This window comes from Neobittarella massiliensis (ex Bilen et al. 2018) (assembly GCF_900289145.1).
Classification (GTDB): domain Bacteria; phylum Bacillota; class Clostridia; order Oscillospirales; family Ruminococcaceae; genus Neobittarella; species Neobittarella massiliensis.
Window position 1 is genome coordinate 554,474 of record NZ_OKQO01000001.1, and the last position, 24,825, is coordinate 579,298.

Annotated in this window: 22 protein-coding genes; 3 read left to right on the top strand and 19 right to left on the bottom strand. The window is 58.7% G+C overall.

Features of this window, described 5'->3' with window-relative positions:
* Window positions 1–56 precede the first annotated feature (56 nt).
* From C6Y32_RS02620 to C6Y32_RS02630, 3 genes are all read right to left on the bottom strand, one after another.
* On the bottom strand, window positions 57–1,127 hold the full coding sequence (locus C6Y32_RS02620; RefSeq protein ID WP_105203603.1) for a site-specific integrase: 1,071 nt from the start codon (window positions 1,125–1,127) through the stop codon (window positions 57–59).
* 232 nt (window positions 1,128–1,359) lie between these two features.
* Window positions 1,360–2,895, bottom strand: a complete 1,536-nt coding sequence (gene guaA / locus C6Y32_RS02625; protein ID WP_105203604.1) for a glutamine-hydrolyzing GMP synthase — start codon at window positions 2,893–2,895, stop codon at window positions 1,360–1,362.
* A gap of 146 nt (window positions 2,896–3,041) precedes the next feature.
* The gene (locus C6Y32_RS02630) at window positions 3,042–4,178 is read right to left on the bottom strand and encodes a nucleotidyltransferase family protein (protein ID WP_164998100.1); all 1,137 of its coding nucleotides are present in this window, start codon (window positions 4,176–4,178) and stop codon (window positions 3,042–3,044) included.
* A gap of 127 nt (window positions 4,179–4,305) precedes the next feature.
* Between C6Y32_RS02630 and C6Y32_RS02635 the strand changes: the two genes are divergently transcribed.
* Window positions 4,306–5,502 carry an acetate/propionate family kinase gene (locus tag C6Y32_RS02635; RefSeq protein ID WP_105203606.1) on the top strand — a complete coding sequence of 399 codons (1,197 nt, stop codon included), beginning with the start codon at window positions 4,306–4,308 and terminating at the stop codon, window positions 5,500–5,502.
* Window positions 5,503–5,739: 237 nt separating this feature from the next.
* Here the strand turns inward: C6Y32_RS02635 and C6Y32_RS02640 are convergent, their stop codons facing one another.
* The 14 genes from C6Y32_RS02640 to C6Y32_RS02705 form a co-directional block, all read right to left on the bottom strand.
* Window positions 5,740–6,915: a M20 metallopeptidase family protein gene (locus C6Y32_RS02640; RefSeq protein ID WP_105203607.1), complete on the bottom strand. Its 1,176-nt coding sequence runs from the start codon at window positions 6,913–6,915 to the stop codon at window positions 5,740–5,742.
* 224 nt (window positions 6,916–7,139) lie between these two features.
* A complete protein-coding gene (locus tag C6Y32_RS02645; RefSeq protein ID WP_105203608.1) occupies window positions 7,140–7,355 on the bottom strand; it encodes a DUF378 domain-containing protein in 216 nt (71 codons plus the stop codon).
* A 167-nt stretch (window positions 7,356–7,522) separates the two neighbouring features.
* A complete protein-coding gene (locus C6Y32_RS02650) occupies window positions 7,523–7,861 on the bottom strand; it encodes a hypothetical protein (protein WP_105203609.1) in 339 nt (112 codons plus the stop codon).
* Window positions 7,855–8,538: a hypothetical protein gene (locus C6Y32_RS02655; protein ID WP_105203610.1), complete on the bottom strand. Its 684-nt coding sequence runs from the start codon at window positions 8,536–8,538 to the stop codon at window positions 7,855–7,857. The genes C6Y32_RS02650 and C6Y32_RS02655 overlap by 7 nt, the downstream gene beginning before the upstream one ends.
* Entirely contained in the window at window positions 8,532–8,774 is a 243-nt protein-coding gene (locus tag C6Y32_RS02660) for a hypothetical protein (protein WP_105203611.1), read from the bottom strand. Before C6Y32_RS02660 ends, C6Y32_RS02655 begins: the two co-directional genes overlap by 7 nt.
* 783 nt (window positions 8,775–9,557) lie before the next feature.
* Window positions 9,558–10,184, bottom strand: coding sequence for a V-type ATP synthase subunit D (locus tag C6Y32_RS02665; RefSeq protein WP_105203612.1), 627 nt, complete (start codon window positions 10,182–10,184; stop codon window positions 9,558–9,560).
* Between the two features lie 6 nt (window positions 10,185–10,190).
* The gene (locus C6Y32_RS02670; protein WP_105203613.1) at window positions 10,191–11,585 is read right to left on the bottom strand and encodes a V-type ATP synthase subunit B; all 1,395 of its coding nucleotides are present in this window, start codon (window positions 11,583–11,585) and stop codon (window positions 10,191–10,193) included.
* A 15-nt stretch (window positions 11,586–11,600) separates the two neighbouring features.
* On the bottom strand, window positions 11,601–13,349 hold the full coding sequence (locus tag C6Y32_RS02675) for a V-type ATP synthase subunit A (protein WP_105203614.1): 1,749 nt from the start codon (window positions 13,347–13,349) through the stop codon (window positions 11,601–11,603).
* Between the two features lie 479 nt (window positions 13,350–13,828).
* A complete protein-coding gene (locus tag C6Y32_RS02680) occupies window positions 13,829–14,431 on the bottom strand; it encodes a V-type ATP synthase subunit E (protein WP_105203615.1) in 603 nt (200 codons plus the stop codon).
* A gap of 11 nt (window positions 14,432–14,442) precedes the next feature.
* Complete coding sequence (locus C6Y32_RS02685; protein ID WP_105203616.1) at window positions 14,443–14,751, bottom strand: V-type ATP synthase subunit F; 309 nt, start codon at window positions 14,749–14,751, stop codon at window positions 14,443–14,445.
* A gap of 120 nt (window positions 14,752–14,871) precedes the next feature.
* On the bottom strand, window positions 14,872–15,297 hold the full coding sequence (locus C6Y32_RS02690; protein WP_105203617.1) for an ATP synthase subunit C: 426 nt from the start codon (window positions 15,295–15,297) through the stop codon (window positions 14,872–14,874).
* Window positions 15,298–15,345: 48 nt separating this feature from the next.
* The gene (locus C6Y32_RS02695; RefSeq protein WP_105203618.1) at window positions 15,346–17,376 is read right to left on the bottom strand and encodes a V-type ATP synthase subunit I; all 2,031 of its coding nucleotides are present in this window, start codon (window positions 17,374–17,376) and stop codon (window positions 15,346–15,348) included.
* 151 nt (window positions 17,377–17,527) lie between these two features.
* Complete coding sequence (locus C6Y32_RS02700; RefSeq protein ID WP_105203619.1) at window positions 17,528–18,571, bottom strand: V-type ATPase subunit; 1,044 nt, start codon at window positions 18,569–18,571, stop codon at window positions 17,528–17,530.
* The gene (locus tag C6Y32_RS02705; RefSeq protein ID WP_129589371.1) at window positions 18,572–18,886 is read right to left on the bottom strand and encodes a hypothetical protein; all 315 of its coding nucleotides are present in this window, start codon (window positions 18,884–18,886) and stop codon (window positions 18,572–18,574) included.
* A gap of 387 nt (window positions 18,887–19,273) precedes the next feature.
* Between C6Y32_RS02705 and C6Y32_RS02710 the strand changes: the two genes are divergently transcribed.
* Both C6Y32_RS02710 and C6Y32_RS15495 read left to right on the top strand, forming a co-directional pair.
* On the top strand, window positions 19,274–19,855 hold the full coding sequence (locus tag C6Y32_RS02710) for a TFIIB-type zinc ribbon-containing protein (RefSeq protein WP_105203621.1): 582 nt from the start codon (window positions 19,274–19,276) through the stop codon (window positions 19,853–19,855).
* 321 nt (window positions 19,856–20,176) lie between these two features.
* Entirely contained in the window at window positions 20,177–21,763 is a 1,587-nt protein-coding gene (locus C6Y32_RS15495) for a leucine-rich repeat domain-containing protein (RefSeq protein ID WP_207204798.1), read from the top strand.
* A 285-nt stretch (window positions 21,764–22,048) separates the two neighbouring features.
* Here C6Y32_RS15495 and C6Y32_RS02720 read toward each other — a convergent pair whose 3' ends face one another.
* The gene (locus C6Y32_RS02720) at window positions 22,049–22,705 is read right to left on the bottom strand and encodes an ABC transporter ATP-binding protein (RefSeq protein WP_105203622.1); all 657 of its coding nucleotides are present in this window, start codon (window positions 22,703–22,705) and stop codon (window positions 22,049–22,051) included.
* Window positions 22,706–22,781: 76 nt separating this feature from the next.
* Complete coding sequence (locus tag C6Y32_RS02725; protein ID WP_164998101.1) at window positions 22,782–24,338, bottom strand: ABC transporter permease; 1,557 nt, start codon at window positions 24,336–24,338, stop codon at window positions 22,782–22,784.
* Window positions 24,339–24,825: the final 487 nt, after the last annotated feature.

Here is a 24,825-nt window from a genome sequence, read left to right on the forward strand (position 1 = left end):
CAAAGCCCACCATTAATAAATTATAACACAAAATCTGGTATTTTTCAACGTAACTACTATATAGTCACCATATTATCAAGTTTTGATGCCACTTCCTGTTGCGTAGATGGAAACACATGAGCATATCGATAAGTAATATCAATGCTCTCGTGTCCAACACGGTCGGCAATAGCAACGGCATTGCAACCCATGTCAATAAGCAGCGAAATATGCGAGTGTCTGATACCATGAATTTTAATTTTCTTTACACCGCTGACAGTACAACCACGCTGCATCTCATGGTGTAGGAAAGATTTTGTAAATGGGAATATTCGTTCATCTTCAGCAATATCTTTTAACCCAAACAAATATTGCTGAATTTCTTCGGACAGAAAATCTGATAGTAGAACTCGTCTTATACTTTTATCTGTTTTTGGCGGCGTTATAATATCCTCTCCGCCAATGCGCTGATAAGATTTCGTTATACTTACAATCTTATGCTTAAAGTCAAAATCGCTTGGCGTTAGTGCCAATAATTCACCTAATCGCAAACCGCACCAATAAAGTATTTCAAATGCGATAAATGATACAGGACGATCTTTAATTGCGTTAGAAAATTGTTGATACTCCTCTTTTGTCCAAATGAGAACTTCGCCTGCTTTTTCTTTTCCCATGTTACCGGCTATGGCGGCAGGATTCTCAGATAACCCGTAAAATCGTACTGCATGATTGAATACTGCACTTAGCTGATTATGAATAGTTTTAAGATACATAGGCGAATACGGCATACCATTTTCATCTTTGAAATCAATCATTGTATTTTGCCAACGCAGTACATCGATTGGCTTGATATCGCAAATTCGATAGTTGCCAAAGTAAGGAAGAATCTTTTTCTTTATAATCATTTCTTTTGTATACCATGTATTTTCTCTTAATCGATTTTGCAAATTGTTTTTATACAACTCATAGAATGATTCAAATGTCATTTCCAAATTCCCATCATTTTTAGCGATAAATTGTCGTTCCCATGCCAATGCTTCCCGTTTTGTAGAAAATCCTCGTTTCATTTTTCGTTTTGTTTCTCCTGCCCAGTTTTTGTATCGAGCAGAAGCAAACCATGTTCCGTTTTTGTCTTTGTAAGCTCCCATAATAGCCTCCTGAATATAATAATTGAATCCAATCATTATATCAAAGCAGAACAAAAACCTCTCAGCATTGCTCATGCAATACTGAGAGGTTACTTAAAAGCCACTTAGAACTATTTACTTTTTGTTTCAAAACGGTATCACCTCAAAAAAGAGGATAATACATAGAATATGAATAACCATGATAAAATCAGTGGTTTTCAAATAATATAGATACTCTGTAGAACTTTGACCTTTACTCCCACTCAATCGTTGCCGGGGGCTTGGTGGTGATATCGTACACCATGCGGCCGATGCCTTGGACCTCGCCGATGATGCGGGAGGAGATCTTCTCCAGCACATCGTAGGGGATGCGGGCAAAATCGGCGGTCATGAAGTCGTCGGTGGTCACTGCGCGCAGGGCGAGCGTATAGTCATAGGTCCTGAAATCGCCTACTACACCCACCGAGCGCTGGTTGGTCAGCACGGCAAAGTACTGGCTGAGGCCCTTGTCGACACCGGCTTTGGCCAGCTCCTCGCGATAGATAAAATCTGCTTTTTGCAGCAGCGCCACCTTTTCGGGGGTGACTTCGCCCATGACCCGAATGCCTAAACCGGGGCCGGGGAAGGGCTGACGCCACACCAAAAAGTCGGGCAGGCCCAGCAGGGTACCCAGCCGGCGGGTCTCGTCTTTAAACAGCAGATTTAGGGGCTCTACGATATCTTCAAAGTCGACATGATCGGGCAGACCACCGACATTGTGGTGGCTCTTGATGACAGCGCTCTGCCCGCCAAGACCTGATTCCACCACATCGGGATAGATGGTGCCCTGCGCCAAAAAGTCGACTTTGCCCACCTTCTTGGCCTCTTCCTCGAACACGCGGATAAACTCCTCGCCGATGATCTTGCGCTTTTGCTCGGGGTCGGTGATGCCCTTCAGCTTGGCAAAGTAGCGGTCCTGGGCGTTGACGCGGCAGAAATTCACATCCATATTGCCGAAGATTTCCTCAATCTCGTCGCCTTCTTTATAGCGCATGAGACCGTGATCGACGAAAATGCAGTAGAGCTGCCTGCCCACGGCTTTAGACAGCAGCGCCGCGCACACCGAGGAGTCCACCCCGCCCGACAGGGCCAACAGCACCTTTTTGTCGCCGATCTTTTGCCGCAGCTGCTCGATGGCTATCTCGCAGTAGTTCTCCATGCTCCAGTCGCCCACGCAGCCACACACCTGATAGAGGAAGTTTTTGAGCATGTCGTTGCCGTTTTGGGTGTGGTTGACCTCCAGGTGAAACTGCACCGCGTAGAGTTTGCGGGTCTCATCTTGCATAGCGGCCACGGGGCAATTATCGGTGTGAGCGGTGATGATGAAGCCCTGGGGCACCTGTGAGATATAGTCTACATGGCTCATCCACACGATATTTTCGGCCGGCAAGTCGGCAAACATGGGGGCAGAGGTATCAAAATAAGTAGTTGTCTTGCCAAACTCACCCACCGGCGCTGCCTCTACCGTGCCGCCAAACATATGGGCCATCAGCTGGGCGCCGTAGCAGATGCCCAGGACAGGCACGCCCAGCTCGTATACAGCCGGGTCTATCTTGGGAGACTCGGGCAGGTAGGCGCTGTTGGGGCCGCCGGTGAAGATGATGCCCACCGGGTTTTTAGCGCGGATCTCCTCGATGGGAGTGGTGGAGGAGATCACCTCGCAGAACACGCCCAGATCCCGCACCCGGCGGGCGATGAGCTGGTTGTACTGGCCGCCGAAGTCGATGACCAAAACCAATTGGTTTTCCATAATATAGTAGCCTCCTCTTGTAAAAAAGGCGGTGCGTTCCCGACTACCTCGCCATAAAGCGGCCGGAACATGTCACACACAGCACAAAAACGAAGAATATTCCTCATCTATTTTGCCATGAAACAGCGGTGAATGCAACCTGTTTGCTAGACCCGCAAAAACTTTTGGGTGTATTCCCAATTTTCGGTGGGGATGTGGGGCAGACAACCGGCGAAAGCGGCAAAGGCGGTGCGCTCGATCTGCTCGTAACGGGTGCCTTTGGCGCCGGCCAAATTGGTGAGCACCGGCAACTGGGCTCTTTTGAGCAGAGCCAGCCCGCGGCTGTTAGCCCCCAGCACGTGCAGGTATTGGACCGGTGCTAAAACATCTTGTTGGGTGACGCCCAGATAGAGGCACCACACCGCCCGGCGTATGCGGGCGGCTGTGTGTTGGGGAGAGGTGCCGGCAGCCACCAGACCAGCCAACGTGCTCTGCCCGGCAGCTGCGGCCTGCAGCCGATTGGCCAACCCGGTATCGACAAACGGCAGCGCTGTCAGCTGCTGCTGACTGGCCATCTGTACCTTTTGGCACAGCGCCCGGTCGAGATAGCGGCTGTCAGCCATTTCGTCGGGGCCCGGCAGTGTGCCGGGGGGAACCAGCTGCCGGGCGCGCGGGCTGTGGGGATCATCCTGCAGCAGTGTGCGCAGTGCGGTGGCACTGGCGATGGGGCTATCGGTACTTGTGCTGTGGTGGCCGGCTGTGTTGCGGGGCAGGCACAGTGGGCGGATACCGGTGCCCCCTAGGGCGCGCAGATACTCCAGCGCCAGCGTATCGTTGGGGGACTGCAGTGCGGCGCTGTGATCGCCCAACTGCGCCGCCGCCTGCTGCCTGGCCCGGGGGTAGGAGAGACCCTGCCGCCGCAGCTGCAAAAAAAGCGCCTGGAAGCGACTGCTCTCTACCAGCCGTGCAGTCTGCTGCAGAGCGGCCAGATCGCCGCATTCGCTGCCGAAAAACAGCTTGTCCACACCGATCGCGGCGAGCACCGCCACGCCCCCCTCGGCAAAAAATTGAGCGGAGGAGAGACAGCGGGGAGTGGGGATGCGCAGCACCAGGTCGGCCCCGTTTTGCAGCGCCGCCCGGGCCCGGTACCGCCAGTGGCAGAGCGCCGGCGCACCGCGCTGTACAAAGTTGCCGCTCATGGCGCAGACGACGGTATCGGCACCCAGTTCGCGGGCCTTTTTTAGCTGCCAGCAGTGGCCCAGGTGCAGCGGATTGTACTCGCAGATGACACCGAAAACGCCCATATGGCCCCTCCCACTGCCAAAAAACGGCATAAATAGCCGGGTTTTTGGCTTTTCACTTGAATTATCATACGAATTATACTAAACTAGAACTGTTAAAAACACAAGACTAACAGGGGGATAGTATTCAATGAAAGTATTGGTTATCAACGCCGGCAGCTCATCGCTCAAGTACCAGCTCATCGACATGACCGACGAGAGCGTGCTGGCCAAAGGCAACTGCGAGCGCATCGGTATCGGCGGTCTGATCACCCACAGCCCGACGGGCAAGGACGAGATCCAGCAGGAGATGGATTTCCCCACCCACAAAGAGGCGTTTATGGCTGTGGTGGAGATGCTCACCTCCGGCGCGGGCAAAGTCATCGACTCGGTGTCTGAAATCTCGGCGGTCGGCCACCGGGTGCTGCACGGCAGTGAAAAATACAAGACCTCCACCCTGGTCACCGACCAGGTCATCCAGGATATCTTTGACTTCTCTGAGCTGGGTCCGCTGCACAACCCGCCCCAGGCCACCGCGATGAAGGCCTGCCAGGAGGTGTTTGGCAAAGATACCCCGATGGTGGCGGTGTTCGATACCTCTTTCCACCAGACAATGCCCCAGAAGGCTTACATGTTTGGTATCCCCTATGAGTACTACGAGAAATATCACATCCGCCGCTATGGTTTCCACGGCACCAGCCACCGCTACGTGACCGCCCGTTACGGCAAGATCAAGGGCGGCTTAGAGGGCACCAAGATCATCACCTGCCACCTGGGTAACGGCAGCTCCATCGCCGCGGTAAAAGACGGTAAGGTCGTCGACACCACCATGGGATTTACCCCGCTGGACGGCTTTATCATGGGTACCCGTTCGGGCGGCATCGACCCCTCTGTAGTCACCTACCTGATGAACAAAGAGGGCTTTACCCCCGATGAGATGAGCGACCTGCTCAACAAAAAGTCGGGATTTGTGGGTCTGTCGGGCGTTTCAAGCGACTGCCGCGACCTGCGCCACGCCGCCAATGAGGGCAACAAGCGCGCTATTATGACGCTGGAGATCGTGGTGTACCAGATCAAGAAGTTCATCGGCTCTTACATTGCCGCCATGAACGGGGTGGACGCCATTATCTTTACCGGCGGTATCGGCGAGAACGACGCTGTGTTCCGCGGCGAGGTGTGCGCCGACATGGAGGGCCTGGGCCTGGAGATCACCCAGGAGCTGTGCGAGGCGGCTTCGCGCAAAGACTGCAAGTTCTCCACCGAGAACTCCAAGATCGAGGCTTGGGTCATCCCCACCAACGAGGAGAAAATGATCGCCCGCGATACCGTGGAGCTCATCAGCAGATAAAAGAGACTTTAGAAAAAGCAGCCGGGGCTGACCCCGGCTGCTTTTTTGTTTTGTAGGTGTTTGCGGGTGGTGGGGGAGGACAGACAGTTTCTGAAAACCCGATGACTCTATCCTCTGTCAGTCGGCTGCAGCTCTAAAGCCATACCGCACAAAAAAGGCCGGCCGCTGAGAGAGCGGCCGACCGGATCGATAGGTCATGAAAGATGTAAAAACAGTAGTGCCGCAATGCGGCAGGGGCTACTGGTGCTCGGCCAACCACTGCATGGCGCAGCCGGCATACAGGGCGGCGCCTTTGTAGAATACCGACTCGTCGATCATCATTGCCGGGTTGTGCGCCGAGAGAGTATACCCCTCGCCGATGCTGCCGGCGCCCAGCATAAAGTAGCAGGCGGGTACATGGGCGGCAATGTCGGTAAAGTCCTCGGTGCCGGCTACCGGCGGGACCTGCTGCACGTCTTGCGGCGGCAGGATAGAAGCGCTGTAGCGGGCCATATCGGCGGTGACCTGCTCGTCGTTGACCAGCGGAGGCATGCCGTACACGTACTCTACCTCGGCCTTGGCGCGGTACACGGCGGCGGTACCTTCGGCCACCTCTTTGATACGGCGCTTTAAAAAGTCGCGGCTTTCATAGCTGGTGGCGCGGATGGAGCACTCCATCTCACAGGAGCCGGAGACGGTGTTGCAGGTGCTGCCGCCGTGGATGGTACCCACGATGAGCACCGAGCCGTCGGTAGAGGGGACCTCGCGGGCGATGATCTCCTCCAGCGCCACCACGATATGAGCGGCAGCACTGATGGCGTCGACCCCCAGGTAGGGGGTGGAGCCGTGGGCGCCCACGCCGGTGACGGTGATCTTGACTGCGTCGCCGGAATTCATGGCGGTACCGGGCACGTACTGCAGGCAACCGACGGTGCTGTCTTCGCGGCCAACGGCGGTGTGCAGGGCCATAGCGGCATCTACTTTGGGGCTTTCCAGCACGCCGGCCCTGATCATGGCAGTGGCGCCGGCCAGCTGCTCTTCCGCCGGCTGGAACATCAGCTTAACGGTGCCTTTCAGCTCGCTCTCGTGGGCTTTTAAGAGCTTGGCCGCGGCCAACAGCATCGCGGTGTGGGCGTCGTGCCCACAGGAGTGGCAGGCCCCGTTTTGAGCGGCAAAGGGAAGCCCGGTCTCTTCGGCCATGGGCAGCGCATCCATGTCGCACCGCAGGAGCAGTACCTTGCCGCCGCTGCCCAGCTGGCAGGTGATGCCGGGGCCGCAGTCGACCGGTACGAGACCGAACTCGGTGAGTTTTTGGCGGACGAAAGCGGTGGTCTGGGGCAGGTCGAGCCCGACCTCGGCAAAAGTATGTATCGTGCGGCGCATGGCGACGATCTCGTCCTGTAGCGCCTTGGCCTCGAGTAGGATATCAGACATATGACAAGAACTCCTTTGGCGATGGGGCGGCCACAGCGGGGAGCCCCGGTATCGATCAAATAGCTGCCGGCAGGTGTTGCGGCAGGAAAAAGCTACGTCCACAGTATAGCACAATCCCCCGGCGGGTGCATTATTTTTTGACAGCAGGGCAAAAAGACCGGCACACCCCACAACGCAGTGCAGCGGGTGTACCGGCCTTTTTTGTGTAGATACACAGCAGACCTTTATTCAGATACGTCCAGAGCGCGGCTGTCTTTGAAGAGCAGCGCGATGCACCAGATACCTGCAATGCCCACCAAGGTGTAGATCACCCGGCTGGCGATAGCCGCCATCCCGCCAAACAGGTAGGCCACCAGATCAAACGAGAAGATGCCGATGAGCCCCCAGTTGAGCGCGCCGATGATGACTAAGATCAGTGCGATCTTGGTTGTGATTCCCATATCTGCTTCAAACCCTTTCTCGGGCGGCAGACAGAGGCGCTGCCGCCGCTTAAAGATGATGTGGATACAGGTATAGTATGGGAGCTTATCGCCGGGATATTCAGCTTTTTATACGGTTGGACCTCGAGTGATAAAAAATTTTATAAAAAGTGCCGGCGGCGGCACAATTACTGAAAGCGGACATTGCCGGCGACTTCGACCGAGGAGATGCACAGCCGGAGCGCTTTTCCCAACTGACTTTTTTGCCAGCTGATCTCTACTCGATCGGTGCGGGGCTCGACGTAAAATAGAAAGTCGTCGTATATCGCGGTACCGCTATGATCGGAAACACTACCGCTGAGCTGGTCAAACGCCGTTTTTTGATGACCGAGCTCAAAGGCGTGCAGGCTGGTGATCTGACCGTACGGGGTGCTGCGGTCGACGGTCAGGGGCACTTTGTCACCCCGGTTTTTTAAGTTGACCAGCTGCACAGGCACCCCGCTGGCAGAGCAGGTCTGATTTAGCAAAGTAGTCTGCCCTTCGGCGGGAATATCCAGGACGGTGACGGGGTATCGGCTAGACGAGTGGGGAACACGTACAGCTGGATCTCATCAAAGCGGAAGCTGTACAGCTCGTACTCATCTGGCGGCTCGGCAGCGGCCTGATAGAAATATATCGGCCCGTCTCGACTGGGCACTGTGAGCGCATCGGCCGAGACGATATCGGGCCAATCGCGTGCTAAAAAGCGGGTGCCGCCCAGTGACAGACTGTAGTTTTGCGCGGATAGGCCCTGCACCTGCGGCAACACTACCACCAGGCGGCCGTCACTTCGCAGCTGTACCAATGCACAGCCCACTTTACCGCTGACCTGTTGCTGCACCTCTTTTATCCGGATGGACTTGGACGGCTCGAGCTCGGCAGTCATGGTGCAGCAGCCGGCTTGTAGTACCACCTGTGCCAGCGGCTGCTCACAGGCGGCCGAGAGATGAAAAATAATGCCGGCATGGTCCCGAGTGCCGTCGGCGTTCATGTAGGGCGCCCCGGTGCCGCTTATGTTCTTTTGTATGGGGAGGGACCTTCCAGCGGCCTGCAGGGAGAAATCTATCTGCCCAAAGCGCTGGATCAGCTCGCTGGTGATCTGGGCATCGCTGGCATAGGAGGGCAGCTGCTGCAGCTCTTCTGGGGACAGCTGGTACATCACCACCAGCTGGATGTCTCCGCTCTCGGTCTGGATGGCCTGTCTGAGTTCATAGCTGCCGCCGCCAGTACGGTGCGGTAGTTAGCCGCGCCCAGTACCAGCATAAAGCAGGACGCTATGGCTGCGATGCGCCGCCACCAGCGGCGGGGCGGCCGACTGTGAAAGAACTGTCCGCTCATCTTCAGCACTGTATTGTCGTCTAACATGTCGGCGATATAGCGATCAAATTGTTCGTCTTCCATTTACAGCTCGCCTTCTTCTGACTCCTGCAGCAGCAGTTTTAGCTTGTCGCGCAACCGGGGTACTCGGGTGGTGACGGCGTTTTGACTGATACCGAAATAGCGGGCCGTCTTGCGGGGTGGAATGGCCGTACAAAAAGCGCATGGTAAACAGCTGTTTTTCCTGTGCTGGCAGTGCTCTGATCGCGGCGCTGAGCCGCTCGCGGACCTCCAGTGAGCGGGTCTAATCGGGCGGGGAGGTGGCGGCGGGGTCGGCCACCGGGGTCTCTTGCCGCGGTAGGGTCACCAGCCGGTTCCGGGCGCGGCTGCGGGCGATGACCGCCACATGGCTTTTGATGATGGCGCGATTGCTATCGTACTTTTGGGGAGCTGTGAGGACCTGCTGATGGCATCGCTGGCGATCTCCTCGGCGTCGCGGGGATCGTGCAGGATGGCAGAGCCACCGTGTAGGCCAGGCGCTGGTATTTTTGGTAAATAAGCAGCTGCTGATCCGGCAGCTGACCGGGAATTTCGTCGTATGCCACCGGGCCCCACCTCCTCCTACCTTACTCCGCGCACTCAAAATAAGACCACTCCAACTAGATAGTACCGTAAAAAACAGCTTTTTGTTACTGGAAATGTTTGTTTTTTGTGTACGGCTTTGCAGGGGCTGGCAGCAGCTTTGGCACAGGGCCGAAGCAGGGCCGAAAAAGTACACGGAGCAGGCGAGAAGAGATGTTCGTATATGAAAAAAGCTCTGCCGTCTGTTGAGAGATGGCAGAGCTTTTTACGATTGCTCGATCGGTGCTATTCTTCTTTGGCGCGCTCTTTTTGGGCTTTGATGACCTTTAAGCGGGAAAATTCCTCGCGGTCTTTTTCCTCCAGCGCCTCGGTGATGGCCTTTTCGGTAGCTTTCAGGTTGGGGATGATGATGTGCTCCAGGGCGTTGGCGCGCTTTTGCGTTTTGCGGATGGCGCCGGCCAGCCGGTACACGCTGTTTTCCACCTCGGCCAGACGCACGCACAGTTCTTTTACCTTTTGAAACTTGCGAAAGGCGTCGTCGAATTTGGAGTTGGACATCTCGAACCCATAGACCGGGCCGGGGTCCTGCCCGGCGTAGGTGACGTGGGGGATCTCGACGCCCATCACCGAGCGGGAGGTGAGCGCCACCGACTCGTCGATGGGGATAGAGCCCACCAGGTTCTCTACCACGCCCAGCGACATATTGGCCTGCTGCAGGGCGAAATAGGCCTGGTTAAAGGTGGTGGCCACCTCGTCTTTGAGAGCCTTGGCGTCGTCTACCCGCTGCATCAGCTCGCGAATGAGCACATTGCGCTTGCGGTCGAGCAGGTCAAAGCCCAGACTGGAGAGGTCCAGCGTTTTGCGGGTGGCCAGGAGGTTAGACTTGGTCGCGAATACCTGTTGATTTGGCACGGATCATCACCCCCTGTTAAACTCCTCGAACACCTGCTCGCGGTAGTGTTTTTCGATGAGACTGCCCTCGATGCGGTCGAGGTCCTGCTTGGGCAGGATGCTCAGCAGCTCCCAGGCCAGGTCCAGCGTCTCCTCGATAGTGCGGTTTTGGCTGTCGCCCTGATTTAAGAAGCGCTTTTCGAACTCGCGCCCGAATACCATCAATTTCTTGTCGCTGTCGGACAGCTCTTCCTCGCCGATGACCGAGGCCAAGCTACGGGCATCCTGCACCTGGGCGTAGCTGGCAAACAGCTGGTTGGCTACCGGGGAGTGGTCCTCGCGGGTGTACTCGGCGCCGATGCCGTCTTTCATTAAACGCGACAGCGACGGCAGCACCGCTACCGGCGGGAAGATGCCCTGGTTGTCCAGCGCGCGATCCAACACGATCTGCCCCTCGGTGATGTAACCGGTCAGGTCGGGCACCGGGTGGGTGATATCGTCGTTGGGCATGGTGAGGATGGGTATCTGGGTGACCGAGGCGTTTTTGCCCTTGATGATGCCGGCCCGCTCGTACAGCGAGGCCAGATCGGAGTACAGGTAGCCAGGGAAACCCTTTCTGGCCGGGATCTCGCCTTTGGAGGACGAGAATTCTCGCACCGCCTCACAGTAGGAGGTCATATCGGTCATGATGACCAGCACGTGTTTGCCCAGCTCGTAGGCCAGGTACTCGGCGGCGGTGAGCGCGCAGCGGGGGGTGAGGATACGCTCGACGATGGGGTCGGAGGCCAGGTTCAGGTACATGACCACGTTGGACATGACGCCCGCCTCCTCGAAGGAGCGCTTGAAGTAATCGGCCACGTCGTTTTGCACGCCCATGGCGGCAAACACGATACAGAAATCCTCGCCGTCGCCGATCTTGGCCTGTTTGACGATCTGCACCGCCAGCTTGTTGTGGCTCATGCCCGAACCGGAGAAGATGGGCAGCTTCTGGCCGCGGATGAGGGTGGCCAGGCAGTCGATGGAGCTGATGCCGGTGGAGATGTAGTTTCTGGGGTACACGCGGGACACCGGGTTGATGGGGCGGCCGTTGATGTCCTCGAACTTGGTGGCGTGTATCTCGCCCAGGTTGTCGATGGGGCGGCCGGCGCCGGAGAACACCCGCCCCAGTATCTGGGGGGAGAGGGCTATCTCGAGCGAGTGGCCGGTGAGCTGGGTCTTGGTGTTTTGCAGACTCAGGCCCTCGGTGCCCTCGAACACCTGGATGACCGCCTTTTCGCCGTGTATCTCGACGATACGGCCGGTGCGGACCTCGCCGGAGTCCAGACGGATCTCGACCACCTCGTCGTAGCTGGCGTTTTTGACTTTATCCAGCACGACTAGAGGGCCGTTTATCTCTTTTAGTCCTACATATTGTAAGCTCATAAAAACGCTCCCCCCTTAATCCATGGCTGCCAGAGTCTGGTCGATCTCTTGGCGCAGGGCATCGAACTTATCCAGCCGGTCGTTCTCGATGTCGTATTTCATCTTGTTGATCTTGTCGAACAGCCCGGTCTTGGCGATGGCCGTTACCGGGATGTGCCGCTCGTTTACCACCAGCAGCGCTTTTTTGTACAGGTACCAGATGCAGCGCATCATCTCCAGCTGCTTTTCCAGAGGCACGTAGGTGTCCTCTTTGTGGAAGGCGTTCTGCTGTAAAAAGCCGGTGCGGATGAGCTTGGCGATCTCGATGATGAGTTTCTGATCGTCCGGCAGTACGTCGGCGCCGATGAGCTTTACGATCTCCAGCAGCTGGGCCTCTTCCTGCAGCAGCGTGACGATGCGGGCGCGATAGCGCAAAAAGCGCTCGCCCAGGTTGGCGTTGTACCAGTCGCGCAGGTCGTCTAAGTACTCGCTGTAGCTGGTGGTCCAGTTGATGGCCGGGTAGTGGCGGGCGTAGGCCAAGCTCTTATCCAGCGCCCAGAAGCAGCGCACGAAGCGCTTGGTGTTTTGGGTGACCGGCTCGGACAGGTCGCCGCCCTGAGGCGATACGGCGCCGATGATGGTGATCGAGCCCTCGGTATCGTTTAGGTTGACCATGTAGCCGGCGCGCTCGTAGAAGGTGGCGATGCGGCTGGGCAGGTAGGCGGGGAAGCCCTCCTCGGCGGGCATCTCCTCCAACCGGCCGGAGATCTCGCGCAGGGCTTCGGCCCAGCGGGAAGTGGAGTCGGCCATGATGGCCACGTGGTAACCCATGTCGCGGTAGTACTCGGCCAGGGTGATGCCGGTGTAGATAGACGCCTCGCGGGCGGCCACCGGCATGTTGGAGGTGTTGGCGATGAGCACGGTGCGGTCGGTCAGCGGGCGGCCGGTCTTGGGGTCGACCAGCGAGCCGAACTCCTCGAGCACCTGAGTCATCTCGTTGCCGCGCTCGCCGCAGCCGATGTAGATGATGAGATCGGCGTCGCACCATTTGGCGATCTGGTGCTGGGTCATGGTCTTGCCGGTGCCAAAGCCGCCGGGCACCGCCGCCGCACCGCCTTTGGCGATGGGGAACATGGTGTCGAGGATGCGCTGGCCGGTGATGAGCGGGCGGCTGATGGGCAGCCGCGACTTGCTGGGCCGGGGGGTGCGGATGGGCCACTTCTGGGTGAGACCGATGGGGTGCTCCTGGCCCTTTTCATCGATCAGGGTGAGCAGGGTATCGCGGATGGTATATTTGCCGCTGGGGGCCACTTTGCCGGCTTTGCCCGACAGAGTGGGGGGTACCATGATCTTGTGGACGATGGAGGAAGTCTCGGGGCAGGTGGCGATGATCTGGCCGGGGACGAGCTCGTCGCCTTCGTGCACCAGAACCGTCACGTCCCACTCTTTGTCGACCGGCAGGGGAGAGACCTCCAGCCCGTTGGCGATAAAGGCACCCGAGATCTGCTCGATGTCGCCCAGGGGGCGCTGTACGCCGTCGTAGATATTAGAGATGATGCCGGGGCCCAGCGTCAAGCTGATAGGCGAGCCGGTGGAGATGACCTCCTCGCCGGGAAAGAGGCCGGAGGTCTCTTCGTAGACCTGGATGGTGGTCTCTTTGTCGCTGATGGAAATGACTTCGCCCATCAGCCGCTTTTTGCCCACATACACCATCTCGCCCATGGAAAAAGTCTTGGTATTTAGGACCTTGACCACCGGGCCGTTAATGGAAAAAATCGTGTTCAAAGCAGTTACCCCTTTCTAGAGTGATACTGGGGGCCGCCTGTGAAAAAGGCGGGAAAGCCGGTAAATGAACCGGGTGTTTTAAATGGATGGCCGCGTACAGCACCGTAAATGCAGTGCCGGACCAGCAGAAATATTGTGAACAAACTGTAAAAACCAGCAAATTAGGCACTGTTTTTACAGATTTAGAACTGCAAAAACATAGTAGGTATAAAAATGTATCGCTGGAACCACTAGATATGCCGGACGAACGCCCGGCTCCTATCACTAATCCAAAATAGCGGTTTGGCCGCTGTTTTGGATTAGTGGGGGGGGGGGGAATCCCCAAGAAGAGGGCCAGTCTCTGCTGCGCAGAGCCCGGTAAAGATCGCTGTCGGGGCAGAGCCCCTCCTGCCGCTATGCGGTACCGCGATCTTCTGGCAGAGGAGGGCGACAGCCCGTGCGATTGCCACCCTTCTTTGGGTGGTAAAACCTACGTTTTACTAGATCGCCTGGATGGCGAGTCCCGAGTTGCTGTAGAACCAGCTCTTTTGCTCGGACAGCGCATTTTGCAGCGTCTCGTCGCAGGCAAAACCCTCGGTCCGGTTCTCGGCGATAAAGCCGCCCAGGTGATTTTCGGGGTCGATCTCGATCACGCAGGGGGCCGAGAAAGCCTTGCTGTAGAGCTCTTTGAGCGGCTCATCCTGGGGGGCGATGCGCAGATACACCGTGTCGAACTGGTAGTTTTTCGCCACCTGGGCCAGCCGCTTTTGGATGTAGGCGGTGTAGGCCTCGCTGGCGGCAAACGCGCTCAGCTCTTTTTGGGCGGCGGCAAATATCTCCTGTGCGTAGGCCTCGCTCTTTTGCAGCAGCTGGGTGCGGTACTGCAGCGTGGCGCGGGAGACGGCAGTGGTCTCGCGGGTCTTGGCGTCGCGTTTGGCCTTCTCGACCATCAGCGCGGCCTCCTCGTTGGCTTTGGCCTCTGCGTCGGACAGGCGGGAGATGCGCTTTTTCTGTACTTTATCTAAGATCGCCCCCACCATCTCTTCGGTGGTCTGGTCGATCTCCTGTTTGATCATGCGGAGTTTTTCATCGTTGGAATACATGGCGCTTCACCTCAAATCTTAACGCCGATCGCGTCTTTGATGTACTGGGACAGAGCATCTTCCAGGTGGGAGGAACCGTGGCGGTCGGGGATCTCGGCGATCAGTGTGCCGCGGGCGCGCAGCTTGTAGTCCTGCACCACCTCTTCGCACAGCGAGACCAGCTGTTGGGTCATGAGCACGACGCCGATCTCGGGGTCTTCCACCGCTTTTTGCAGGGCGGCGACCGTCTCGTCGTACTCGTGGACCACAACTCCTTCCATACCGGCAAGGCGCATCCCGATATATGTGTCGTTGTTGTCACTGATGACAAAAAATTTCATGGCTATACGCTCCCTCCCGCGCGGGGCAGGAGCCCCGGCGGATCGTGGAATGGGGGCTTTGGAGCCCCGGTGACCCGCTAACGGGTCAAAAAATGCGGCGTGCGCCGCACCTTTTTTTAATCAGACTTTGTTGAGGATCATGATGGAGATGAGCAGGCCGTAGATGGCGACGCCTTCGCCCATAGCCACGAAGATCAGCGCTTTACCGAAGGATTTGTCGTTCTCGCTGACGGCGCCGATGGCGGCGGGAGCGGCGGCGGCGACGGCGATACCACAGCCGATGCAGGCCAGACCCGTTACCAGAGCGGCGCCCAGATAGGCCATGCCGGCGCCAGAGGAGGCGGCAGCGGTGGTGGCGGGCTCAGCGGCGCCGGCAATGACCGGCATGAGCACCGAGCCCAGGGTAACACCGCCGAAAGCGCACAGCTGGCGTTTGATCATGGAGATCTTTTTCTCTTTGGTGTAGCCGTTTTTATAGGCTTTAAACAGGGGCACGGCCAGGGCCGCGATAGCAGCAGTAGCGATCAGGAGCATAACGATATCCATTGTAAGTACCTCCAAAGAATAGTTTTAGGATGGGAGCCGGAGAGCCGATCAGGCCGCGGCGTTTTCGTGTACGATGGCCGAGATGGGGGTAAAGGGGACCCCGTCGCCGGAGTAGTAGCGGCCGAACATCTCATAAAATTCCAGACGCAGGACCTGGATGCCGACGATGAGGCCCTCCAGGCCGATGACGAACAGGTTGCCCACGATGGTGACGATGATGTTGCCCGCACCGGTAAACATACCGGCCAGCGTGAACACCACGCTCATCATACCGGCGTGGCTGAGGATAAAGCCGCCCACGCGCAGGAAAGACATGGTATTGGCCACGAAGGAGATGGCGATCTCGAGCATCTCGAATATGCTCTCGAGGATGTAGCCGCCGACGCCTTCAGGGAAGGCCTTGGTCTTTTGGCACAGGTGGCCCAGGGGCTCTTTTAAGAAGATGCAGAAACCGGGCACCACCAGGCACAGCAGGATGATGGGGGCATTGAGACTGAAGGAGACCCCCAGGATGGGCAGGCCGATGGCCGCGATGACGGTGGCGTACAGCACGAAGCCGGCCACCCCGTTTTGTGAAAACAGCGCCTTGGTGTAGTCGCGGTTTTTGAGGCCGATATAGATGTTTAAGAGCATGGAGCCCAAAATGAGCACCACACCGATGGCCACCGCTACCACCAGCAGCACGTTGATGGTGGCGGCATTCATGACCTCTACCGGCTTTTCGGCGAAGCCCAGCGCATGATACAGGCCGTCGAGGGCGTGCTCGAACCCGAACACCGAGCCGTAGACAAAGCCGAACAGGGCGGAGCAGATACCCATGCGCATGATGATCTCGCCCAGGCGGCTCTTTTTCCACTTGGCGAACAGGTAGCCCAAAATGGCCACCACGACGCCCTGACCCACGTCGCCGAACATGATGCCGAACAGCAGCGTGTAGGTGACGGCGACGAACGGGGTGGGGTCGATCTCGGAGTGGGAGGGGACGCCGTACATCTCGACGTACATCTCGAACGGGCGGGAGAACCAGCCGTTTTTGAGCTTGGTGGGCCGCTCGGCGCGCACGCCGGTATCGTGGGCCCGCTTGCTCGACACGGTGATGAGGCCGGGCAGCATGGGAACGGCGCCGTCGTCGCCGCGGTCGATGTTGACGGTGACGTCTTTGATGTCGCCAAACAGAGACTCGAAGTCGCTCTCGCGGTCTTTGGGCACATAGCCGACGAACTCGAAGTACTCGCCCAGAGCGAACTTGTCGTAAGAGGTGCCCACGTAGCGGCGCACCGAGTAGGTCTCGCTGAGGAACTTGACCGTCTTGTACAGATCGGTGAGCTTTTGCTGGTTCTCGCTGCGCATGCCGTCGATCTTCTGCTGGCAGCTCTGCAGCTGAGCGGTCTCTTTTTTGAGGATGTCCTCGAGATAGGCAGCGGCGTCGTCGGGCGAGCCGTGCAGGTAGTCGGGGATGCGCACCCGCTCGAAGAACAGCGCGTCCATGATGGAGTCGGCCTCGGCGCTGTGGCGCTCATCGGTGAGGTACAGGCACCACTGGTAGGCCTTGTCGTGGGCGAATGGAAACACGAAGAACAGCCGGTCGTCGTAGTGGGCCAGTTTGGGCATGCTGTCCAGCGGCAGCTTGCCAAAGCGCACCTTTAAGAACTTGGACGAGAACAGCTCGTCGAAGCTGGTGTTGAGACTGTGCAGCATTTCCAGGTGGGACTTGCTCATCTGGTGGTCCTGCACGTTTTGCTGTACCTTGTCGCGCAGAGCCACCGCTTTTTTGTAGGTGTCTTTGTAGCTGCGGATATAGGTCTTGGCCGCCTCCAGGTCGAAGTCGTGGGTGTTGGTGGCGGGGCGGTCGCTGCGGATGCCGGAAAGATCGATACCGGCCATGGCACACACCGAGCGCACATCGTCCAGCGGCTCGGAGTAGGGGTTCTCGCCCGACGCCTCTTTAAATGAGGTGCCGTCCTTGGTGGTGATCTTCTCGGGGTGGAAGTAGTCCAGAGTCGATAATTTCAAAACTACGTCGTCCAGGCTCTCAAGGCGACCGATCAGGCTGACCAGGGTCGTCTTTTGAATAGCCATGATAAAAACCTCCTCTCTTGGTTGGCGGCCGCACGCCGCCGGGGGACTGTTTTTTATAGTAGCGCGGGCGGGGAGCACAGGCCCCCCTGCCGGTGTGGGCGGCGCCGAGAGCTCTGCCAGAGCGGCGGCGCGGGCCCAGAACGCGCGTTTTTTAGATGATGAGCAGTTTTTGGATATCCTCGGGGGCCACGCCGTAGCGGATGCCCTCGATGATGTGGGTGAGGTTTTCACCCTCGATACCGCCCAGGATCAAAAAGGCCAAAAAGGCGGTGGGCGCCTTGGTGGCAAAGCTGATGTGGCGCCGGTTGAGATTGTACTTGATGTAGCTGGTGTGGTACTCGATGTACAAAAAGTCGTTTTGGTCGAAGTAGTTTTTGTACTTACTCTGGGAGATGAGCTGGGTGAAACGGTCGCCGTCGGGCGCCTGGATGAGTGCCTCCATGAACCGCTCGGAGATGCGGCTGCCGGGATTTTTTATGAGCAGCGGGCGGATCTTCTCGGGCTCGTAGTGGAAAAACACCTTGAGGCGGTAGATGTTGGTGATGTTAAACAGCTCGACGTTGGTGGAGATGATGTCGCGCATCTCCTGCCGGGTGCGGCCCTTGTACTCGCTGTCGATGCCGGCAAACAGGTTGTCGTAGTACTGCTGGCGCAGCGCGCGGGTACAGCCGGCCACATCGAACTCCTTGTTTTCGGACTGCACGAACGGCTCGACCGTCTTATAGTAGGGGCCGCCCTCCAGCAGCGAGAGCAGCTGGCGCGGGGTCTCGACGGTGGCCAGGGCCATCACGTCAAACGACAGCAGCGGGATGAGAAAGCCGGGGATGTCGCTGACCAGCTCGGTCTCGCCCTCGAGGTCGAACTGGCCCACACACATGACCAGCTGTTCGATCTCGAGCTGACCGACGAAAAACTGCATGTACTGCTCGCGCTTGCCGGGCAGATACCTGCCCAGCCGCAAAATGGACTGGTAGAGGTCCTTTTTGATGATGGTCTCGAGCTGGCCGCGGTGGATGGTGGCGGTGTTCACGCTCTCCATCACGTCGCGGTAGTGGGTGTTGTTCTTTAAATAGGAAGCCAGCTCGGGGATGGAGAGCTTGTGCAGCATGTCGTTATACTGGGCGGGGGTGATGCGCTTTCCGTACATGGCCTTGATCTTGGCCAGGATGGCATTTTGCGAAAACGAGCTCAGCATCTACTCACCGCCTATACAGCGCGCCACGATGGCCTTTACCAGCTGCTCTTTTTTCTCGGCGTAGCTGGCGTCGAGTGCGGCCACCGCCTGCTGGTAGCGCAGTTGCAGCTCCTCGATGCGCTTTTTTGCTCTGGCGTCGCTCTCGCGCATGAGCGAGTCGACCTGCGCGGTGGCTTCGGCCAGCACTTCGTCGCTGGCGGCGGCCGCCTCGTCCTCCAGCGCGTCGAGGATCTGCTTTTCCTGCAGCCGGGCTTGTTCCAGCCGGGCTTTGGCGCCCTGATCGATTTCCAAAAGGTTCGTGATCAAATCTTCCACAAAACCTGCCTCCTTTCGGTTGGCGCGGGGGCGCTTTTGGGCGCAATACCCCGCTTTTGCCAAACTCAATACTACTCCTTTTCCCGGGGTTGTGCAATGTGTAACCACCTGAATTTGGGGGAGAGGGACCGGCCTTTTTTGGGCGTATTCCATAACGAAACGGTAAAAAAACTGTACAGATATTTTAAAGGGGACGGGCTGTATTGGCCTTGTAGAGCCATAAAAAACTGATTGCAAATGAATGGGTATAGAAGTATACTTTTTTTAAATGGAAGTTTTGGCAGAAGATGGGCGGTGTAATCGGCGCTTTTGCGGATCTTGCAGGCATTTTTCTGCCTGGTGCGCTGCCGCTTTTTTATGAGGAAGAGAGCCGAAGGAGGGACCGGGATGGAAGACACGGTGTGCACGCGATGCGGGGCGGTGATGCGTTATGATGGCCGGGAGGAGGTGCTGCGCTGCGATTTTTGCGGCAACTGGCAGCCGTGTAAACGACAGCCGGTAAGACGGCAGGCGGCCAGAGAGGAGCCATTTAGGCAGGAGTCGTACAGAGATGAGCTGTTTCGAGAGGAGCCGGTGAGAAGGCGGCCGATCGAGCGGCGCCCCCCAGAGCCGGCAGAGACCGCCTACGTGCCCGAGCGATATACCTATGCCCCGTCGCCGGTACAGATCTACACGGCGCCGGCGGCCCCTACCCGCCAGCAGGTGGGGGAGGAGCACCGCCGGGCGCTGCGCCGCTGCCAGATAAGCCTGATTGCGCTGGCGACTGCACTGGCGCTGCCGGCTCTGCTTTTTATCATCGCAGTGGTGCTGGAGCTGTTTGCATCCCACCAGGCGTCGGAAACGCTGCTGCTCATTGTGGCGATATGGACCGTGATCGCGGTGCCGCTGTCCCTTTTGGCGGGCCTGCCGATATTTATTTTTAACGCGCTGCGGGTGCGAAAACTGCGTCGGCAGCTGGCCTCGCTTTAGAGGACTGTCGGCCGCCGGCTGTGTTGCAGAGTGAATTTGTCACAAAAAGTGCTGTCTGCTTGTGGCGGGATATCTAAAATATGACGGCGATCATTGAATGCCGTGGTAGAAGGTGCTATACTCGAATGTATAGAGCTCTCTTGGCTTGGCGGCTGTGTGTGCAGCCTTTATGCCGAAAACAGGTCTGCTTGGGGCAGACCTGTTTTTTACAGCGATCAAAAAAATACCCGCTCTTTACTGTTTGACGGTGGCCCGGCGGGAGAGCAGAGACCTGCGCGGCGGCGCTGCCGCGCGCAAAATCGACAGTAGAGGAGCAGGAAGATGAAAAGTATCAAGACCAGACTACTGGCCGGGCTCACCGCAGCGGTGCTGCTGGCGAGCGCGTTTGCCGCGGCGGTACCGGCTTATGCCGAGGAGCCGACGCCGCCGGCCCAGGAGGTAAAGACCGAGGGCGACTTTCAGTATGTGGAAAAAAGTGATGCCGTAGTCACGCTGGTGGGATATACCGGCAGCGAGACCCATCTGGTAATACCGGAGAAACTGGGCGAAAAAAGGGTGACGCATATAAACTTTGCCACGCCCAACGACCAGGTGACCGCGTTGACGCTCAACCGGCAGGGCGGTACCGGCTTTGATGAGGGGATCCGCACCATCTCGAACAACCTGCAGAGCATAGAGGTACAGGAGGGTAGCAGCCTGTACCTGAGCATCGACGGCGTGCTGTACCTGAGTGGCCACGATGACGAGACAAAGCCAGAACAGCTGGTTTATTACCCGCCTAAAAAGGCCGATAAGAGCTTTGCGATACCACAGACCGTTACGAGCATCTACGAGAGAGCCTTTACCGGCGCCTGCTACCTGGAGGAAGTGACCATTCCCGCCGGGATAGAGTACATAGAGACCTCGGAGAATGATAAAAACGGTTACTTTGACGGCTGCAGCAGCCTAAAAGCCATTCATGTGGATAAAGGCAATGCCTGCTATCTCGATGTGGACGGCGTACTGTACAGAAAAAGTGGCGGCGAGAGTTCGATACTGCTGCGCTACCCGGCTAAAAAGCCCGGGACCGAGCTGCGGCTGCCGGACAAGACAGAGGTGATCATGCCGGAGGCGCTGAAAGGCAGCGCGGTGACCGATATCTACGTGACCAATATGGCGATGAAAATTTTTATGCCGCAGACGGTGACCGACCAGCCGGCGGTGACCGTTTACGCACCGGAGGGTTCGATCGTGGCGCAAAAGGCCGCTATCTATATTGTAGCGCCGCACAAGTTTGTGCTGATCGCCGGCGAAGTTCCCGACCCGGACCCCACGCCGGACCCGGACCCGCAGCCACAACCCGATCCCCAGCCGCAGCCTGACCCCCAGCCGCAGCCTGACCCGGCGCCCAGCACCGAGCCGGTGCAGCAGACACTGATGGCGGACAGCGAGATCATGTACATGTATATAGAGGCCAACGTGCCGATGGGGACCAAGGCCCAGCTGCGTGCGGTGCAGCAGGGGCCGGATTACGAGCGGATGCTGGCGATGAGCAGGGATCTGGACGCCAAGCTGGCCCTGGTGGATCTCTCGTTTGACCTAAACGGCAGCAAGATCCAGCCGACGGGCAGCACCGCCTTAAAGATCCCGCTGGCTGAAGAGGCGGTTGCCTATCACTACCTGGTGTACCGCATAGACGAAGACGGGCAACTGGTGCAGGTACCCTGCGCGGTAAAAGACGGCCACCTGGTCATCACGGCGGACCACTTTAGCCTGTACGCAGTGCTGTATGCCGACCACGCACTGACCGGCGGCGACAGCCCCGAGACCGGCGACGGCAGCGCCCCGCTGGTGCAGCTGCTGGTGGGCGGCTCGGTGGCGCTGTGCCTGTTGGCGGCCGGGGCCGTTAAACGGCGTCAGCGGGTGTAGATACCCGATAAAATGATGGTGAAAGAGCAAAAAGAGGCGGATATCCGCCTCTTTTTTTCGTATAAAATGGACCGCGTACAGACTGTGTGCTGACCGTGTGCAGACTTTGTGCTGACCGCGTGCGAGCAGACGCCAGCGACAAGGGGCGGGGCGGCCGTCTGCCACCACTGGGGTAAGCTACAGGCGGTACGGCTGTCGGCAGATACCTGCCGGCACGGGCACGGGGAGGAGTGCGGGGCTGGCAGTGGATAACTGGTGGCCGGTGGAGGGCGGATGTTGGAGGGCCTATTGCAGCGGCGCCAGCTTATACAGCATATCTACCTGGCGGGCCACGGCGGGGGAGTGAGTGACGATGATGACGCACTTATTTTCGCGGTGGGCCAGCTGGGTGAGGATGGCCATGACCTGATCCTGCGTTGTCTCGTCCAGATTGCCGGTGGGCTCGTCGGCCAAAATGACGGCCGGATCGTAAGAGAGCGCCCGGGCGATGGCTACCCGCTGCTGCTCGCCGCCCGAGAGGTGCAGCACCCGGCGGTCGGCTTTTTCGCGCTCGATGCCCACCTTTTGCAGCAGCTTTAGGGCGTGGCCGCGGTAGTCGCGGTACTGTTTGCCGGAGATGTGCATCGAGAGCACGATATTTTCGGTGGCGGTGAGGCTGGGCAGCAGGTTGAAGCTCTGAAACACCACCCCCACATCGCGGCTGCGATAGCGGTAGCGGTCGCAGGCGGCCAGGTCGCGCCCATCAAACAGCACCCGCCCGCTGGTGGGCAGAGTGAGCCCCGACAGCAGCGACAGCAGCGTGGTCTTGCCGGCGCCGGAGCGGCCGACGATCCCGTAGACCGACCCGGGAGAGAACTGGTAGCTGATATCGCGCAGCACCTGCACCCGCTGCCGGGTACCGGTATAGCTGTAGCCCACCTGATCGAGTTGTAGTATGCTCATATGTCGTATCGCGCCGCCGCAGATGTGGCGGCGCGCCTCCTTTCGCGGTAGAGTAGTGCCCCGGCGGGGGCGGTGACTAGCGGTCGGCCAGTATCTGTAGCGGCTCGTAGCGCATGATGAACACGACGCCCACCGCCGACGAGACGATCGAGAGGGCTATGCCCAGCCCCAACAGCTGCAGCAGTACCTGCAGGTCGAGCGAGGCGTTTACCTGATCGACGTAGTCGGCGGCCCCCTGTACCATGCCGCCAAAGCCGCCGGGCGCCCCGCCGGGCATATCGCCGCTGGCGGCCGCTGTGTTTTTGTCCGCGCCGCGGCCGCCCATATCACCGGGCTGCTGTATGCTCTGGCTGGTACTGCTCTGCTGGGCCGAGAGCAGCGCGTTGCCCACCGGCACCGAGGCGACGGCGCCGATACCGGTGCCGATGATGAAGCTGGCCACGGTGACGCAGAACATCTCCAGCACGAACTGCAGCGCCACCTTGCTCTTTTTCATGCCGATGGCGGTGAGCACCCCCACCTCGTATTTGCGCTCGCGGATGGTGAAGATGCCGAACACCACCAGAATGACGGCGCCGATGGCCAGCACCACCAGCAAAAACCAGCCGGCAAAGTTAGAGAGGTTTTCCAGCGGGGTCAGGCTCTGCTCAAAGCGGCTGATATCGGACGACTGCACAGTGTAGTCGTCCGGCAGGCCCAGAGCCCGGGCCTGCTCCTCGAACTGCTCGTAGTGGGCGACGTCGGCAAAGTAGTAGGTGCCGGCAGTTTGGCTGCGCAGGGCGGAGGTGGAGGTGATGCCGGTGTCGGCGTCGGTAGAGGTGGTGGCCCGGCTCGCGGAGTCGGTACAGATCTGCTGCAGCGTGGCAAAGGAGGTGATGATCTGGTTGGCCGGGTCGGACGCGGTGGAGAACATGGGGCCCATCTGGCCGCTGTCGCTGCTGCTGTTTTGGTAGATGCCGGTCACGGTGAGCGCATAGGTCTCGCTGTCGGCGCTGGGGTTTTTGAGCGTGATGGTATCGCCCACGGCCAAGCCGTTGAGGGTGGCCAGCTCGCTGGAGATGAGACAGCTGTTGTCGCCGGCGCTAAAGTCGGGCAGCTGGCCGCTGGTGAGCGCCAGCGTGCCTTGCTGATAGCCGGAGATATCGCCGGCGTCGGTGTAGCCGGAGACGGTGAAGTCGCCCTGGACCCCCATCTGGCTGCGGCCGCCCATCCCGCCGGGCATATCGCCGTCCTGCCCGCTGCCGGACTGTTGGGCGGCGCTGTCGGTGGAGAACGGCTCCAGCTCACCCGCGGCCGAGAGCGAGCTGGAGATGGTATAGGTGAAGCGCTGCACACATTCGGCGGTGGCGTACAGCTCGAGCTGCTCTAAGGATAGATCCTGTGCACCGGAGAGCGCCTGGCGCATATCTTCCCCGGACTGCTGGCTCCTCTCCATCATGCCCTGACGATCGACGCTGATCTGGGCGGTGATGGCGAGGTCGGCCAGGCCGTCCTCTTTGGCGGTGACGGCGGCCTGCCGGATGCACAGGGCGATACAGCAGGCCACGGCGATGACCCCGGTGATGATGCCGATGAGGATGCTGCGCCCCTTGTAGCGGGTGATGTTGCGCATGGCGTTATGAAAAATATACATAGACGGGGGTTCCTCCTTGTATAGTCGATACAAAGAGCATAGCCCGGCCAGTTGACCGCATTTTGTATAGCAGGTGATGGGCGGGTGAACGCCGCACTTATTTTGCATGGGAGCGCGCGGGTCGGCACCGCCGGTGGGCGGTAAGCGGCGTTTCGGCGGCGCCGGGGTGCGGGGCGGTATGGCGGGTACCGCTCGCGGCGGCGCGGGTGGTCAGGGGAGGGGGGAGCACTTTACAGCGTCGTTGAGGGCACAAGCAGGACAGCGGGCATTAGGCGCCGTAGCGGGGAAAAAGAGGGCGGGTACAGGGCTGCTGATGGGGGTGTTGGGGAGGTGTTGGGGGGATGAAGGCGGGTGTGGGAGACCGCGCGGCGCGGGCGACAGACGGCGGCTGGGTGGGGCCTTGCCGCCGGACGGTGATAGATAGTGTATGGGCCGGCAACGCGCGCGGCAATAACGGGGCAGCAGCGCGGGCAAACAGGGCCGCTGG

Excerpts from the sequence above, each read along its gene's own strand:
- C6Y32_RS02620 (WP_105203603.1), bottom strand. The coding sequence starts at position 1,127 with ATGGGAGCTTACAAAGACAAAAACGGAACATGGTTTGCTTCTGCTCGA.
- guaA (WP_105203604.1), bottom strand. The coding sequence starts at position 2,895 with ATGGAAAACCAATTGGTTTTGGTCATCGACTTCGGCGGCCAGTACAAC.
- C6Y32_RS02630 (WP_164998100.1), bottom strand. The coding sequence starts at position 4,178 with ATGGGCGTTTTCGGTGTCATCTGCGAGTACAATCCGCTGCACCTGGGC.
- C6Y32_RS02635 (WP_105203606.1), top strand. The coding sequence starts at position 4,306 with ATGAAAGTATTGGTTATCAACGCCGGCAGCTCATCGCTCAAGTACCAG.
- C6Y32_RS02640 (WP_105203607.1), bottom strand. The coding sequence starts at position 6,915 with ATGTCTGATATCCTACTCGAGGCCAAGGCGCTACAGGACGAGATCGTC.
- C6Y32_RS02645 (WP_105203608.1), bottom strand. The coding sequence starts at position 7,355 with ATGGGAATCACAACCAAGATCGCACTGATCTTAGTCATCATCGGCGCG.
- C6Y32_RS02660 (WP_105203611.1), bottom strand. The coding sequence starts at position 8,774 with ATGGAAGACGAACAATTTGATCGCTATATCGCCGACATGTTAGACGAC.
- C6Y32_RS02670 (WP_105203613.1), bottom strand. The coding sequence starts at position 11,585 with ATGAGCTTACAATATGTAGGACTAAAAGAGATAAACGGCCCTCTAGTC.
- C6Y32_RS02680 (WP_105203615.1), bottom strand. The coding sequence starts at position 14,431 with ATGTATTCCAACGATGAAAAACTCCGCATGATCAAACAGGAGATCGAC.
- C6Y32_RS02685 (WP_105203616.1), bottom strand. The coding sequence starts at position 14,751 with ATGAAATTTTTTGTCATCAGTGACAACAACGACACATATATCGGGATG.
- C6Y32_RS02690 (WP_105203617.1), bottom strand. The coding sequence starts at position 15,297 with ATGGATATCGTTATGCTCCTGATCGCTACTGCTGCTATCGCGGCCCTG.
- C6Y32_RS02695 (WP_105203618.1), bottom strand. The coding sequence starts at position 17,376 with ATGGCTATTCAAAAGACGACCCTGGTCAGCCTGATCGGTCGCCTTGAG.
- C6Y32_RS02700 (WP_105203619.1), bottom strand. The coding sequence starts at position 18,571 with ATGCTGAGCTCGTTTTCGCAAAATGCCATCCTGGCCAAGATCAAGGCC.
- C6Y32_RS02710 (WP_105203621.1), top strand. The coding sequence starts at position 19,274 with ATGGAAGACACGGTGTGCACGCGATGCGGGGCGGTGATGCGTTATGAT.
- C6Y32_RS15495 (WP_207204798.1), top strand. The coding sequence starts at position 20,177 with ATGAAAAGTATCAAGACCAGACTACTGGCCGGGCTCACCGCAGCGGTG.
- C6Y32_RS02720 (WP_105203622.1), bottom strand. The coding sequence starts at position 22,705 with ATGAGCATACTACAACTCGATCAGGTGGGCTACAGCTATACCGGTACC.
- C6Y32_RS02725 (WP_164998101.1), bottom strand. The coding sequence starts at position 24,338 with ATGTATATTTTTCATAACGCCATGCGCAACATCACCCGCTACAAGGGG.